12 protein-coding genes and 2 tRNA genes are annotated in these 14,794 nt (G+C 61.9%); 6 read left to right on the forward strand and 8 right to left on the reverse strand.

Translation table 11 applies throughout. From position 1 onward, the window contains the following. Window positions 1–18: 18 nt before the first annotated feature. Together mshC and CFAEC_RS07185 are read right to left on the reverse strand one after the other, a co-directional pair. Window positions 19–1,293, reverse strand: coding sequence for a cysteine--1-D-myo-inosityl 2-amino-2-deoxy-alpha-D-glucopyranoside ligase (mshC, locus tag CFAEC_RS07180; RefSeq protein ID WP_290275469.1), 1,275 nt, complete (start codon window positions 1,291–1,293; stop codon window positions 19–21). A 122-nt stretch (window positions 1,294–1,415) separates the two neighbouring features. After that, complete coding sequence (locus CFAEC_RS07185) at window positions 1,416–2,240, reverse strand: undecaprenyl-diphosphate phosphatase (protein ID WP_290279832.1); 825 nt, start codon at window positions 2,238–2,240, stop codon at window positions 1,416–1,418. Window positions 2,241–2,352: 112 nt separating this feature from the next. On the opposite strand from CFAEC_RS07185, the gene CFAEC_RS07190 reads away from it, so the two are divergent. The 3 genes from CFAEC_RS07190 to CFAEC_RS07200 are packed head-to-tail and all read left to right on the forward strand — an operon-like array spanning window position 2,353 to window position 5,530. Then, entirely contained in the window at window positions 2,353–3,291 is a 939-nt protein-coding gene (locus CFAEC_RS07190) for an aldo/keto reductase (RefSeq protein WP_290279833.1), read from the forward strand. Window positions 3,292–3,333: 42 nt separating this feature from the next. Beyond that, entirely contained in the window at window positions 3,334–4,362 is a 1,029-nt protein-coding gene (locus tag CFAEC_RS07195) for a hypothetical protein (protein ID WP_290279834.1), read from the forward strand. Window positions 4,363–4,408: 46 nt separating this feature from the next. Beyond that, window positions 4,409–5,530, forward strand: a complete 1,122-nt coding sequence (locus CFAEC_RS07200; protein ID WP_290275471.1) for a quinone-dependent dihydroorotate dehydrogenase — start codon at window positions 4,409–4,411, stop codon at window positions 5,528–5,530. Between the two features lie 160 nt (window positions 5,531–5,690). Here CFAEC_RS07200 and CFAEC_RS07205 read toward each other — a convergent pair whose 3' ends face one another. From CFAEC_RS07205 to CFAEC_RS07220, 4 genes are read right to left on the reverse strand one after another with little or no spacing between them, the layout of a single operon-like run. After that, window positions 5,691–6,116: a hypothetical protein gene (locus CFAEC_RS07205; RefSeq protein ID WP_290275473.1), complete on the reverse strand. Its 426-nt coding sequence runs from the start codon at window positions 6,114–6,116 to the stop codon at window positions 5,691–5,693. Between the two features lie 16 nt (window positions 6,117–6,132). Next, a complete protein-coding gene (locus CFAEC_RS07210) occupies window positions 6,133–6,666 on the reverse strand; it encodes a YbhB/YbcL family Raf kinase inhibitor-like protein (RefSeq protein WP_290275475.1) in 534 nt (177 codons plus the stop codon). 50 nt (window positions 6,667–6,716) lie between these two features. Further along, window positions 6,717–8,579: an ABC transporter ATP-binding protein gene (locus CFAEC_RS07215; protein ID WP_290275477.1), complete on the reverse strand. Its 1,863-nt coding sequence runs from the start codon at window positions 8,577–8,579 to the stop codon at window positions 6,717–6,719. Beyond that, window positions 8,576–10,264, reverse strand: coding sequence for an ABC transporter transmembrane domain-containing protein (locus CFAEC_RS07220; protein WP_290275479.1), 1,689 nt, complete (start codon window positions 10,262–10,264; stop codon window positions 8,576–8,578). Before CFAEC_RS07220 ends, CFAEC_RS07215 begins: the two co-directional genes overlap by 4 nt. Before the next feature lie 176 nt (window positions 10,265–10,440). Between CFAEC_RS07220 and CFAEC_RS07225 the strand changes: the two genes are divergently transcribed. From CFAEC_RS07225 to CFAEC_RS07235, 3 genes are all read left to right on the forward strand, one after another. Further along, window positions 10,441–10,526 (forward strand) — tRNA-Leu (locus CFAEC_RS07225). Between the two features lie 102 nt (window positions 10,527–10,628). Continuing rightward, window positions 10,629–10,714: transfer RNA gene (locus CFAEC_RS07230), tRNA-Leu, on the forward strand. A gap of 98 nt (window positions 10,715–10,812) precedes the next feature. Then, window positions 10,813–11,442 (forward strand): GNAT family N-acetyltransferase, encoded by a 630-nt coding sequence (locus CFAEC_RS07235; RefSeq protein WP_290275481.1) that lies wholly within the window; start codon window positions 10,813–10,815, stop codon window positions 11,440–11,442. Window positions 11,443–11,491: 49 nt separating this feature from the next. On the opposite strand, the gene meaB is transcribed toward CFAEC_RS07235, so the two are convergent. Both meaB and scpA read right to left on the reverse strand, forming a co-directional pair. Beyond that, a complete protein-coding gene (meaB, locus tag CFAEC_RS07240; protein WP_290275483.1) occupies window positions 11,492–12,583 on the reverse strand; it encodes a methylmalonyl Co-A mutase-associated GTPase MeaB in 1,092 nt (363 codons plus the stop codon). Continuing rightward, entirely contained in the window at window positions 12,576–14,789 is a 2,214-nt protein-coding gene (gene scpA / locus CFAEC_RS07245; RefSeq protein ID WP_290275485.1) for a methylmalonyl-CoA mutase, read from the reverse strand. The genes meaB and scpA overlap by 8 nt, the downstream gene beginning before the upstream one ends. Window positions 14,790–14,794: the final 5 nt, after the last annotated feature.

Here is a 14,794-nt window from a genome sequence, read left to right on the forward strand (position 1 = left end):
CATTGTTCCTGAAATTTTCTACAGGCGCACTCCCAGGAGTGCCCACACCGCTGCGCTGATGATTCTGCCGGCATCAGTGGGCTCGGCGGCGAGGTCTTGAGCAGCACCTTCACCCAGAACCTGGTGTGCCCAGTCATCCACGGCCGCCAGGCCTGCGGGGGTGTCCAGGTCGGCGGCGAGGTGTGTGCGCAAGCGGGTGACCGTCTCCACGGCGTCCTCGATACTGGCTGCCACGGCAACAGCGGAACGCCACAGCGCCAGTCGTTGCTCTGCCGCCGCGAGCACATCCGAGTTCCAGTCCCGGTCGCCGCGGTAGTGGCTGGCGAACACACCGAGACGGATCGCGCCGGGCTCATGTCCAGCGGCCGTCAGGCGGTGGACGAATTCCAGGTTGCCCAGGGATTTGGACATCTTGACACCGTCCTGGGAGATCATGCCGGCGTGGACATAGTGCTTGGCCATTCTTTCGACACCGTGGGCGGCCTCAGCGTGGGCTGCGGAGAATTCATGGTGCGGGAACATCAGGTCGGAACCGCCGCCCTGGATATCAAAGCTGTGGCCGAGGCGGTTGGTGGCGATCGCGGAACACTCGATATGCCAGCCCGGGCGACCGGGTCCAAAGGGTGATTCCCAGCTGGGTTCGCCGTCGCGGGCGGCGCGCCAAAGCAGGGCGTCCATGGGGTTGCGCTTGCCCGCACGGTCAGGATCTCCACCACGTTCTGCGAAGAGTTCAGTCATGGTGGCGGTGTCGTAGTTGGATTCATAACCGAAGTTCTCGGTGGCGTTGATGGAGGCGTAGACATCCGGGTACTCCGAGTCATCGACCACATAAGCCGCACCCTCTTCGAGGAGCGTGGACACCATTCCTATCACCTCATCGATGGATTCGATCGCGCCGATATAGTCCTTCGGCGGGATGATGCTGAGCGTCTCCATGTCGCTGCGGAAGAGGTTGATCTGGCTGGTGCCCAGATCACGCCAGTCCACGCCGTCCCGCGCGGCACGCTCGAACAGCGGATCGTCCACGTCGGTGATGTTCTGGACATAATGAACCTGGTGGTCATTATCCAGGAGCACCCGGTAGATCAGATCGAAAGCCAGGTAGGTGGCCGCGTGCCCGAGGTGGGTGGAGTCATAGGGTGTGATTCCGCAGACGTACATGCCCACCGGGATGCCGGCGCCGCTCGGTGGCACATCCAGAGGTCGGATCTCCTGGTCGGCGGTGTCATAGAGTGCCAGTGGCACAGGGGTGCCGTCCAGGGCTGGGATTTCAGGGGTGGGCCAAGAATGCATGGATCTTACTCTAGCTACTTTCCACGGTAACGGATTATTGAGGGCGGGATAACGCACCTTTTCCCTCAACTACCGCATGTGGTGCGGTATTCCCCGCACCACTGCCGCTTGACGACGAAAAGCTAAGGGTTCAGGTACCCCAACGCCAGGAGCAGCATGACCAACAGACCTGCTGGGATTCGGTAGGCCGCGAACCACGAGAAGGAGTGGTTGGCCACGAACTTCATCAGCCACGCGATGGCGACATAACCGACGATGAAGGACACCAACGTTCCCACCGCCAACTGGATCCCGGTGGCTGACTGCCCTGCCGTGGGGTCGAAGGCATCGGGAAGGGAGTACAAGCCGGACCCCAAGACGGCGGGGATGGCGAGCAGGAAGGAGAACTTCGCCGCCACCTCGCGGTTAAGTCCCATGAACAGACCAGCGGAGATTGTTCCACCCGAGCGGGAGACACCGGGGATGAGCGCCAGACACTGCGCGAAGCCCATGACCAGTGCATCCTTCATGTTGAGGTCGTCATATCCACGATCCTTCTTACCCATCTTCTCAGCGAGGATGAACACGAAGGAGAACAACACCAGCACCGTGGCGGTGATCCACATGTTGCGCAGAGCTTCACGGATGAGATCCTTGCCCAGGACACCGAGAACCACGACGGGGATGGTGGCCACGATGATCATCCAGCCCATTTTGTAGTCACGGCCGCGACGCTCCTTGTTGAAGACACCGGCGAACCAACCCGTGAGGATCTGCCAGATCTCCTTGGCAAAGAAGAGCAGGACGGCCGCCTCGGTTCCCAGCTGCACCACAGCGGTGAAGGACGCCCCGGCATCAACCCCCCAGAACAATTCAGAGATGATACGCAGGTGCCCCGAGGAGCTGATGGGCAGGAACTCGGTGAGGCCCTGCACCACCGAGAGGACGATGGTCTGCGCCCAACTCATGTTGTCGGCTGTGGAGGGTTCCACGGCGGAGGCTAGGAGAGAGGTCTGTTCATTCACCCGGTAAACCCTACTAGCGCCAGCCCGAAGTAGTGTGGTTGGCGTGAAACAGCGAATGGTCGGAACAAGTGGGCTGCGCGTCACGCGCATCGGTTTGGGCACCTCAACCTGGGGAATGGGTACCGAGCTGACAGAGGCGGGCACCATCCTGCAGGAGTTCACCGGTGCGGGCGGAACACTCATCGATGTCTCCCCCACCTACGCAAACGGCACCGCCGAGGAGATGCTCGGTGAACTGCTCCGTGCACACTCAGCCCGCCCCGACCTGGTGATCTCATCCAGCGCAGGGGTGAACCCCGGGTTACCCATCGGACAGCGGGTCGATTGTTCGCGCAGGTCCCTCATCGCCCAGTTGGATACCACCCTGGCCTCGCTGGGTACCGATTATCTGGATCTGTGGTCTGTTGGTTACTGGGATGACCGCACCCCGCCACACGAGGTGGCCGACACCCTGGATTACGCCGTTCGGACTGGGCGGGTCCGCTACGCCGGGGTTCGTGGTTATTCCGGTTGGCAGCTGGCGGTGACCCATGCATCCTCCAATCATGCTGCGGCGGCAGCCCGCCCCATCGTGGTTGCGCAGAGTGAATACAGCCTGCTGGTGCGGCGTCCCGAGGAGGAACTGCTGCCCGCCACCAGGCACCTGGGTGTGGGGTTCTTTGCTGGGGCTCCACTGGGGCAGGGTGTGCTGACCGCCAAGTACCGTTCGGAGATCCCGAGGGATTCCCGGGCGGCGTCATCCCAACGGGACGCAGAGGTTCAGGGTTATCTGGACGGTCGCTCCCACACCATCGTTGATGCCCTCGACACCGCCGCGCGTGGCCTGGGGCTCAGCCCGGCGGTCACCGCGACCACCTGGGTGCGGGACCGGCCCGGGGTCACCTCGGTGATCGTGGGTGCCAGGACCCCTGCGCAGCTTCAACAGTTACTCAAGGCTGAGGAGGTGGTTCTGCCCCTGCCGATCACAAAAGCGCTGGAGGATGTGTCCCTGTAGCAACCATGTCCCGGGTGACTGGTAACCTGACACATTGTGAATATGCGCCCTCGTTCCCGTGTTTACCGTCCGCTCCTGGCAACGTCAGTGCTGGCCACCACTGCCTTGTTGGTCACCGCCTGCAGCCAGAACCTTCCGGACAGCCCGGACATGGGTGGCGCCACCCCGGTCGCCTCCCCCGCCGCGGAGAGCCCGGTGGGCAGCGTCGTTGATTACAGCGCCGCGATCACCGATCTCGAGGTCGCAGACGGTGACATCCTGGGTGTGCGTTCTGAGGAGAACCTCGCAATCGGCACCGTCGCCGACTTCGAGGCGGGGGACGAGGTCAACCTGGGCGTCGATAAGCAGTGCGGTGACCTCACCGCCACCGGGGACCGCTTCGTACTGGCCTGCGCAGACGGTGTCTACCTGATCGATGCCACCGACCCGGATCTGGACACGGTGCAGGAGACCGACAAGCCGACCACCGTGGCTGCACTGACCAGCGCCGGGCTGTTGATCGCGGGCAATGATGTGGATGATGATGTCACCGTTTACCGTGACGGCGAGGAGCCCGTCGAGATCAGCGTGCAGAACCCGGGCACGGAGATGATCGCCGTTCCGGTGGATGACCGCCACGATGCGGTGGTCCGGATCTGGGATGAAACCACCACCATCCAGGATGTGGACTACCCCAACGAGCGAGCGGGCGCGACGCTGCGGGTGGGCCTCGGTGTCGCCCAGATGGCTGGCGGCGAGGACGGGTTGATGGTTGTTTCTGACAACATCGGCAATCAGCTGGCCATCTACAACGCGGATGATCTGATCCGACTGCACATGACCGCCCCGGTTGATGATGCCCCGTGGGGTGTCGCGTGGGATTCAGTCAACTCCCTGGCCTGGATCACCACCCTGTCCAACAATCAGCTCACCGGTTTCCGCATCTCCGAGGGTGTGCCTGAGGAACAACACCGTCTGGGCACCGTCGCCGACGCCCAGAATGTGGTGGCACTGGAGGACGGCTCCCTGGTGGTGGCCTCCGCATCCGGCGATGGCCTGCAGATCATCGCCCCTGGTGATTTTCCTGCCTGAGCATCTCCCCCTGCCGTCTAGTTCCCCACAGAAAGCTGGATAAACCATGAGCACGCCCTCCCGCACCCGCCAGATCCGCCAGTCAGTCTACGATGTCAGCCTCAAGGCCATGTTCAAACTCCGCCCCGAACGGATCCACGGCATTATCAGTGACGGTCTTGAACTTCTCCAGCTGGCCACTCCCGTCAATCGCGCGATGGGCAAGGTGCTCGGAGTCAACGATCCAGTCTTGTCCCAAGAGGTTTTTGGGGTCACGTTCCCACGTCCGCTGGGCCTGGCCGCAGGCTTTGATAAAAACGCCTCCGCCGCTGACACATGGACCTCCCTGGGCTTTGGTTATGCCGAATTGGGAACCGTCACCGCATCCCCTCAATCCGGCAACCCCACCCCGCGTCTGTTCCGCCTACCCGCGGACAAGGCCATCCTCAACCGCATGGGCTTCAACAACGAGGGCGCCGCGGATGTTGCGGACAACCTGCGGCATCGCAAGACCCGCGATGTCATCGGTATCAACATCGGCAAAACCAAGGTCGTGCCTGCAGAACACGCAGTAGATGACTACCGCCGTTCCGCCTCCCTTCTCGGTGACCTCGCCGACTTCCTGGTGGTCAATGTCTCCTCCCCCAATACCCCGGGACTACGTGACCTCCAGGCGGTGGAATCCCTGCGCCCGATCCTGGCAGCAGTGCAGGAGTCCACGTCTGTCCCCGTGCTGGTGAAGATCGCCCCTGACCTGTCCGATGATGATGTGGATGCCGTGGCTGATCTCGCTGTGGAGCTCGGCCTGGCCGGCATCGTAGCCACCAACACCACCATCTCCCGCGATGGACTGACCACCCCGGCCGATGAGGTCTCCGAGATGGGTGCCGGCGGCATCTCCGGCGCACCCGTCGCAGCCCGCGCCCTGGAAGTGCTGCGTCGCCTGTACGCCCGCGTCGGCTCCGACCTGGTCCTCATTGGTGTGGGTGGCATCAGCACCCCTGAACAGGCGTGGGAACGCATCACCGCCGGAGCCACCCTGCTGCAGGGATACACCGGCTTCATCTACGGTGGCCCGGACTGGATCCGCGATATCCATCTTGGTGTCGCCAGCCAGATCAAGGCCCACGGACTGTCGAACATCTCAGAGGCCGTCGGTTCCGGTCTCCCCTGGAAGCACGACGCCTGACTAAAATACCCCTTCCCGATATGGGAAGGGGTGTCCACATGAAAAGTGGTGCCCGGCACGAACTTTTTTCGTGCCGGGCACCACTTTTGGTTATCTACTGTGCAGAACGTATCCGGCGGCCAGAGCCTCGGCAGTGAAGAGACGCTTTAGCCCTTGGGCTTTAAACCTTGGGCATCATCGCACGTCGGATGATCAGGCCACAGACAATGGCGGTGACGGCCCAGAGGCTCAACCAGAACTGTTCGATCAACATGATGGGATCGTTGGGTAGTGCCCGGCTGATGAAGACCAGCGCCACAGCGATGGCCAAAGCGATCACCTGAACCTTGGAACTCTGTTCATACCGGCTGACCGTGGCGAATCCTCCGAGGATGGCCGCCGCCGCCAGGATCATGAGAAACCTGGGCGTGATGGCGAATGGTTGCAGCAAGCCGCCGGTGAACAGCTCAATGACACCGAACACGATCATGACCAGCCCGAGCGCCACGAAGGCACCGCCGATGCGAATTCCCGCTGGGACTTTCCGCCAAGCCATGCGGTTGTCCATGTCCAATTTAAGCCTTGATTTACCCGATGCTGCACTCATAATGTGATTTACCCTACTAGTTCTCGTACCAACCCCACACAATGGATCGCCCAAGAGTGTGGAAATAGAGGTTGAATCCCAGAACAGTGGGGGTGGAATCGGGGTCAATATCCAGCTTTTCCACGTCTACCGCGTGCACGGCGAACAGGTATCGGTGGGGAGCATGGCCCTCTGGTGGCTGGGCTCCGTAGAAGCCACGCTGGCCGGAATCACCCTTGAGTGACACCACGCCGTCGATTCCACCGAGTGTCTCATCGCCGGCACCAGTAGGAATCCCGGTGACACTGACGGGGATGTTGAACGCAGCCCAGTGCCAGAAACCGGAGCCAGTCGGCGCATCGGGGTCAAAGCAGGTGATTGCCAGGGATTTGGTGCCCTCCGGCAGGTCCGACCAGGCCAGCTGCGGGGAGACATCGTTACCACCGAGTTGTGGTTCCTTCAGCTTCTCACCATTACTCAAGTCTTCGGAGGTCAGTGGGAAACTGGGAACATCGCCCAGTGGTGCATAGGGATCAGGTCCGGGGAATCGGGAATCGTTGTAATCAGTCATAACCCCACTACTACCCGAAATTTCCTGTGCGTGCAGTCACCCATGCTCCCTTAGTGTGAAGTCGATCCCAGATCCCACCTCTCGTAGAGAGAGGCGTACCTGCCACCCTGAGCCACCAGCGTGTCATGGGTTCCATCCTCGACAATAACCCCGTCCTCCATCACTATGATCCGGTCAGCCACGACCGCCTGATCCAGACGGTGTGCCACCACCAGGGAGGTTCGCCCCTGCGCAATGCGGGTGGCGGCCGTTTCCAGCATGCGGGCGTTATCGCTACCCGCCTCACTGGTGGCCTCATCCATGATGAGAACGGGCGGATCACGCAACACGATCCTCGCCAGTGAAATCTGTTGTTGGATCTCCGGGGGAAGTTCCTCAGCCCCCGCGCCCACGGGGGTATCCAAGCCTGCCGGGAACCACCTGAGGTGGGCTGAACTCCCCTCTGACGCCTCGGTACCAGGCAGGTCCGTGGCAACTGGGTCCGTGGCAGCCAGACCCACAGTAGCCAGAGCCCTGTACAGCTCTGCATCACTGGCACCGGGAGCCGCCATGGACAGATCCTCTCGCAGGGTTCCGGAAAACAGGTGGACCTCCTGGCTGATCAGGGCCACCTGGCGCGTGGTCCAGGTATCCGACACGGTGGCGGTATCAATACCTGCCACCTCAACATGGCCGGAATCAGGGCGTTGCAACCCGGCGATCAATCCCGCCAGGGTGGATTTTCCAGCTCCGGAGGTTCCCACCAGTGCGGTGGTGGTTCCCGCCGCCAGGGTGAGATTCAATCCCGCCAACACCCGCGCGCCACCCGGATAGGAATAGCCAAGGTCGCACACCTTGACCTCCGGAGCCTGCTCGAGGTCTGCCGGCTCAGGGGCGGTCGGAGCCCGGCCGGACAGCAGCGCTAAGGACACCGCACGCCCCAGAGAAGTCACGGCGCTCTGAATTTCAGAGGCAAACATGAGCACATTGAATACATGCACCTCCATGCGGACGATGACGAACACCGCGGCTGTCGCCGCTCCCACGCTGAGTATCTCAGCGTCCACCAGATAGGCACCGATTCCGAATGCGCCGAGAAGGAGCAGGCCATAGGCGATCGAACCCAACAACAAAATGCGGGTGAAGATGGGTGCGCGGTCTGCGGTGGCCTGCACCGCAGTCCATGATGCCCGACGCATCCGTCCCACCGCCCAACGATCAAGTCCCAGGACCCGCAGGGTGCCAATGCCCCGGATGGTATCCAACAGCAGATTATTCCGCCGTGCCTCAGTACTGGAGACCACGTTGGTGGCCTGTGGGATCACCCGGACCGCTCCCCTGACCCCCGGCACGAGGATGAACACCACGGCCACGAAGATCAGGAGATAAGACCAGTGGATGAGCACGAGGGAGATAATGGACAATGGGAAGATCAGCACGGTCACCACCAGCCGCACACCCGTCATGGAGATGATCCGCACTGTGTTATCAATATCCTGGGTGATCCTGCTGATCACATTTCCGGTGCCCAACTGCATGACGTCAGGAACAGGTGCCCGCAGCGCCGAGGACAACGCCGCTTTACGCAGATCCACCGACAATCGCCTGGTCCGTGAGTTGATCAGATATTGAAGAAGAGAACGGCCCCCCGCCTCAGTGAGGATTGCCGCCCCCACGATGACCAACAGCCAGGTCATCCCCCGTTGCCCACCTCCGATGACCGGCAGCGAATCCCCGTTGATGATATTCACCGAAAAACCGAGCAGGTTTGAGGATCCCACCATCGCCGTAACCGTGAGCACGGCAACAAACAGGAAACGGGAATACCACCACAGCGTTGGCCGCGAGGGCAGGGTGGCCAGTAATCCTCCGGATTCCCTCACACCCGCCGGAGCCAGTGCGTCTGCCACCCGATCGGTGCCTGCACCACTCATGACTCGGACTCCCTTCCCTGATACCCCGGGGTGCTGCGATTCCCCGAGGGACTGCCACTTTCGTCAAAACTTTCCCGCACCTGGTCCGCCACCGCATGCCAGGTCGGATTCGATGTGATCACCACTGTGCGGCGTGCGGTACCGGAACCCGCCCCGCCACGAAGTTGCGCCACGCGCCGGGCCACCTGATCCAGGGTCACGGTGTCCAGGCCTGTCGTGGGGTCGTCCAGAATGAGTAGTTCGGGATCCGCAGCCAGGAAGCGGGCGAGCGCGATGCGCTGACGCTGACCGCCGGAGAGGTTGAGGCCAGCTTCGCCGATAGCGGTCTCCGGCAATTCCAGGACCTCCCCGTCCGCAGGCAGGTCACCACCCAGGCGGCGCAGGATGTCCTGGCAGCTTGCCGCCCACAGGGCGTCACGCAGCACTGCCGGTGGCACGGTGCCCAGTGGGTTGAGATTGTCCGTCAACGACCCTTCGAAGACGCTGACCCGGTGGGGAGCAACGACCGTACCTCCCTGGTTGTGCCACCGCTCCAGTTCCCTGTCCACCGCTGCGCGATCCTGTGCGGTACGTGGATTCCACACGGTCAATCCAGGGGCGATCTCTATCTGTGGTGTGCCAGGAGCAGGTTGTTCTGCTGCCCGGTCGAGCTCAGTGACCAGATTCTGAACTCGTTGCGTGGATGCCTGTCCCCTCGCCCACAGTTCCGTGAGCACACCCAGCGACACACCCAGCACAGTCAGCGACGGCGGTACCAGCAGGGTGATGGATATCATCTCACCACTGGTGATGCGGCCTTCGAACGCGAGTGTGGCCGCATAGACCAACAGGCCGATCGAACTCAACGCGGGCACCAGTTGGCGCAGGAAGTTCAAACCTGCCTGCAGGCGCACTTCCTGCAACATCACTCCCAGGGCGGCGTCCGCAGCGGAGTCGAAACGCTGCTCGGTGTGCGCTACCGCACCGAGCCCCTTGACCACGCGTGATCCCTGCGCAACGTCCGTTGCGATGGCCACGGACCGCGCCTCTGCTTTGCGACGACGAGCCGACACCCGTGTCAGCGGGCCCGATGTCAGATACGACGCCAGTGCGGTGAGCAGCCCGCCCATCACCAGCAGCACCGCGATCAGCGGAGAGATGGGCGCAATCGAAATGGTCGATCCCAACAGGAAACCCACCATCGCGATGGGAAAGTTCAGAATGTTCTTCAAACCCCCAACCTGAACCGAGTCCTGATCCACGGTATTGAGCACCGTGCCGGGTGACAGGGAGTTGCGCGGAGTGGTCAGCAGCTTTCCGGACAACTCCAGTCGGAGATCGTGCACCACGCGAGCAGCTGTGAGGTCAGTGAGTGCATCTGCAGTGGCCTCGAAGAGGTAGATCAGCCACAAGCATCCTGCAATGGCGAGACTGACCGCCACCACCGGCCACCACTGCCACGGACTGTCAGTGAACGCCCATTCGGTTCCCCGTCCGACGATCAACGAGACGCCCGCGTTGACCATGCTCGATACCAATACTCCCAGCAGCATCACCCAGGTGCCTGCCGGCAGTGCCCACAGCAGGGACCATGTGGTTGCGCGCGGCGAAGAACCCGCCACGCGGGAAAGAAGAGGAGTCTCACCAGTGGGGTCGTCGGGGACGAACCACGACCAGGTGCGCATCCTGCGGAACTTGGTTGCCATGAGGACTAAAGATACCCGACCCCACTGCATCAACCCGTTCCTGCCGCAACGGCCCTGACTGACATCCATGTAACTCACTGTGACGCTTTTTGGCCCGTGAACTGCGGATTTGTCTTTGGTTCAGGAATCGGGCTATTGTTTATCTCGTGCCTAGGGCGAACAGCCCAGAACACCCAGCCCGGGTGGCGGAATGGCAGACGCGCTAGCTTGAGGTGCTAGTGTCCTATTAACGGACGTGGGGGTTCAAGTCCCCCTCCGGGCACACTGTGTTGAGACAGTATTTTAAGACCCTGATGTGAATGTCGGGGTCTTATCTCTTGCCTTAGGTCATTGATTTATCACTGACTTCAAACTCACACACCCAGCCCGGGTGGCGGAATGGCAGACGCGCTAGCTTGAGGTGCTAGTGTCCTATTAACGGACGTGGGGGTTCAAGTCCCCCTCCGGGCACATATAAGCATTAAAGGTCCGTGATCTTCTGAGAAGATCACGGACCTTGTGCGTTTCCTCCGGTCATCCACGGGCACCGCTGCCCTATTGTGGAATCCATGACTAACCCAGGCAACGATTCCGGCCCCCAGGTCACACCGGTGCATCCCTCCCAGATTCCCGCGGTGATTGATCTCCTCGTAGCCACCTTCGCCGATGATCCCGGTTTCCTCCGGTGGATCCCCCAGCCGGATCCCGGTAATCACCTCCTCCGCGGGCTGTTCGAACTCCAGATGGAGACACAATATGCCCGTCACGGCACCATCGATGTGGTGCTCAATGAGGTCGGCGACATCGTCGGGGTTGCCCTATGGGATGCCCCGGACGCAAATCACGGTGCAGTTGATCAAGCCAGACTGGCTTCCCGGATGGTCAGGCTCTTCGGCAAGAAGACACCGGTGTTCATGGCCCGCAGTTTCGCTTCCGCCCGGATGCACCCGAAGTTCCCCCACTGGTACCTCTACACCATCGCCACCACGCCTGAATCCCGTGGTACTGGCGTGGGTAGCGCTCTGCTCAACCACGGCATCGCCCGTGCCGGTGAGGAGGCCATCTACCTGGAGGCCACCACCACCCGTTCCGCCCAGCTCTACCATCGCCTGGGTTTCGTACCCCTGGGGTATCTACCCGATGGTGATGACATGCCCTCGGAACTAGCCATGTGGAAGCCCCCGGCGATGCCCCGGTGATATATAAAATAAATCCGCCCACACCGGTTGTGTGAACGGGTTTACTTGATCAGACGCGGTCGAAAGCCGCCAAAATATTCCGGGCGGCCAGCGTTGGTGTGGTGGCTCCATCGCGCAGCGATGTCTCCATATCACCACTCACCGCCTTCACTCCCGGATCATTCTCCAGCCGCAGACGGATCGTCTCGTGGACCATCTGCCACATCCAACCCACCTGCTGGTGTCGACGCCTCTCCTCGAACACCCCGTGTTCCTTCATCACGTCGTGATGCTCCTTGACGTGATTCCAGAAGGTGTCCACCCCGTTGCCCTCAACTGCAGACATGGTGATGGTCGGCGGGTGCCAGAGCTCATCCTGGCTGCGGACCATACGCATAGCCGCGGCGAGGTCCCGGGCAGCCCGCTTGGCGGGTTTCTCATTGGCACCGTCGGCTTTGTTGATGGCCACGATCTCAGCCATCTCCAGAACACCCTTCTTGATGCCCTGCAGCTGATCACCAGCACCGGATAATGCCAGGAAGGTGAAGATATCCACCATTTGGTGGACAGCCACCTCACTCTGACCCACACCGACGGTCTCCACGATGATGATGTCATAACCAGCGGCTTCGAAGACCACCATCGCTTCACGGGTGGCCTTGGCCACCCCACCCAGGGTGCCTGCGGATGGGGACGGGCGGATGAACGCCTTATCCTCACGTGACAGCCTGGACATGCGTGTTTTATCACCCAGAATGGAGCCACGGGTCTTGGTCGATGAGGGGTCGATGGCCACCACGGCCACCCGGTGTCCCTCACCGATCAGATGCATACCCAGGGCCTCAATGAAGGTGGACTTACCCACACCCGGCACACCGGTGATACCGATGCGCAGGGCATTACCGGAATGAGGCAGGAGTTTAACCAACAGTTCCTGCGCCAATTCGCGATGTGCCGCGGAGGTGGACTCCAGCAGGGTGACCGCACGGGCGACCCGGGTGCGGTCATTGGCCAGCACTGCGTCGTAGAGCTCGTCCACGTTGATGCGCTGGCGTGCCCGCTTGAGCACCTCCGGAGCGGGCGGAACGATCTTTCCCAGATCCGTCCCGCCCGTGGTGGTCAGGGTTCCCAGGGTATCTTCGAGGAAATCCTTGTCAGGCATCCTCATCCACGTCCAGCTCAAAGCCGAGGTGCGCTGCCAACCTGGTGATCAGGTCGATGGCGGATTCAGCAATGACAGTTCCGGGAGGATAGATCGCCACAGCGCCATTGTCATAGAGCTCCTGGAAATCACCCGGTGGGATGACACCACCGACGGTGACCAGGATGTCTTCGCGGCCCAGGGCTGCCAGTTCCTTCTTCAGCGCCGGGAGCAGGGTCAGGTGGCCTGCCGCCAGCGAGGACATACCAACTACATGCACATCGGCGTCCACGGCGGCGCGGGCAGCCTCCGCCGGGGTCTGGAACAGTGGTCCGACATCCACGTCCATGCCCAGGTCGGCATAGGCGGATGCGACAACCTTCTGGCCACGGTCGTGGCCGTCCTGTCCCATCTTGGCGATGAAGATACGTGGGCGACGGCCTTCCTCAGCCTCGAAGGCATCAGCCAGAGCGATGGCACGCTGGACGTTGGACACGGCACCCTCCTTTCCTACCTCGTCTTTGTACACACCGGACAGGGTCTTGATCTCAGCCTCGTGGCGTCCGAAGACTTCCTCGAGGGCATCCGAGATCTCACCGATGGTGGCCTTGGCGCGTGCTGCGTCGACAGCCAGCTTGAGCAGGTTCTGATCAAGGTCGCCCGGCTCCTTGTGGTCGATGCGGGCAGCCGCAGTCAGAGCGGCGAGGGCGCGCTGGGTCTCGTCCTCATCACGCTCGGCGCGCAGACGGGCGAGCTTCTCCAGCTGCTCTGCTCGGACCTTGGTGTTATCAACCTTGAGCACCTCGATCTGCTCATCCTCGTCCACCACATAACGGTTGACACCGATGAGGGCCTGGCGGCCGGAGTCGATGCGTGCCTGGGTGCGGGCGGCGGATTCCTCGATGCGCAGCTTCGGGATGCCCTGGTCGGTGGCCTGGGCCATGCCGCCAGCTTCCTCGACCTCCTCGATGTGCTTGCGGGCGCGGTTGGCCAACTCGTTGGTCAGCCATTCCACGTAGTAGGAACCTGCCCATGGGTCGACGGGGCGGACGGTGCCGGATTCCTGCTGCAGCAGCAGCTGGGTGTTACGGGCGATGCGTGCGGAGAAGTCAGTCGGCAGTGCCAGGGCCTCATCGAGTGCGTTGGTGTGCAGCGACTGGGTGTGCCCCTGGGTGGCGGCCATGGCCTCGATGGCGGTGCGGGCCACATTGTTGTAGACATCCTGCGCGGTGAGTGACCAGCCGGAGGTCTGCGAGTGGGTACGCAGGGACTGGGACTTCGGGTTCTTCGGATCGAACTTGGCCACCAGCTCGCTCCACAGCAGACGGCCGGCGCGCAGCTTGGCGATCTCCATGAAGGTGTACATGGAAATACCCCAGAAGAAGGACAGGCGGGGTGCGAACTTGTCCACATCCAGGCCCACCTCCTTACCTGCGCGGAGGTATTCGATTCCGTCGGCAAGCGTGTACGCGAGCTCCAGGTCGGCGGTCGCGCCGGCTTCCTGGATGTGGTAGCCGGAAATGGAGATCGAGTTGAAGCGGGGCATCTTCAGGGAGGTGTACTCGAAGATATTCGAGATGATCCTCATCGATGGCTTCGGCGGGTAGATGTAGGTGTTGCGGACCATGAACTCCTTCAGAATGTCATTCTGAATGGTTCCGGCCAGCTGCTCCGGCGCAACGCCCTGTTCCTCGGCGGCCACAATGTAGAACGCCAGGACCGGCAGCACGGCGCCGTTCATGGTCATGGATACCGACACGCTGGAGAGGTCGATGCCCTCGAAGAGCTGACGCATGTCCAGGATGGAGTCGATGGCCACACCGGCCATGCCCACGTCACCGACCACGCGCTCATTGTCGGAGTCATAACCGCGGTGGGTGGCCAGGTCGAAGGCGACCGACAGGCCCTTCTGACCGGCGGCCAGGTTGCGGCGGTAAAACGCATTGGACTCAGCGGCGGTGGAGAAACCGGCGTACTGGCGGATGGTCCAGGGCTGGTTGGTGTACATGGTGGGGTACGGGCCACGCATGAACGGCTTCTGTCCCGGGAGGGAATCCAGCGGGTGGCCGTCGTCTGCGGCAGCGGCGCGATCTGCTTCAGTGAAGACGCGCTTGACATCGATGCCTTCGGGGGTGTTCCACACCTGCTCAGCGCCAGCCGGGGTTGCGGCGGCATCAGAGGTTGAACCCTCGAGAGGTACCTCGGAGAAATTTGGAATTGTGCTCATGATCT

Source organism: Corynebacterium faecale (assembly GCF_030408735.1).
Lineage (GTDB): Bacteria > Actinomycetota > Actinomycetes > Mycobacteriales > Mycobacteriaceae > Corynebacterium > Corynebacterium faecale.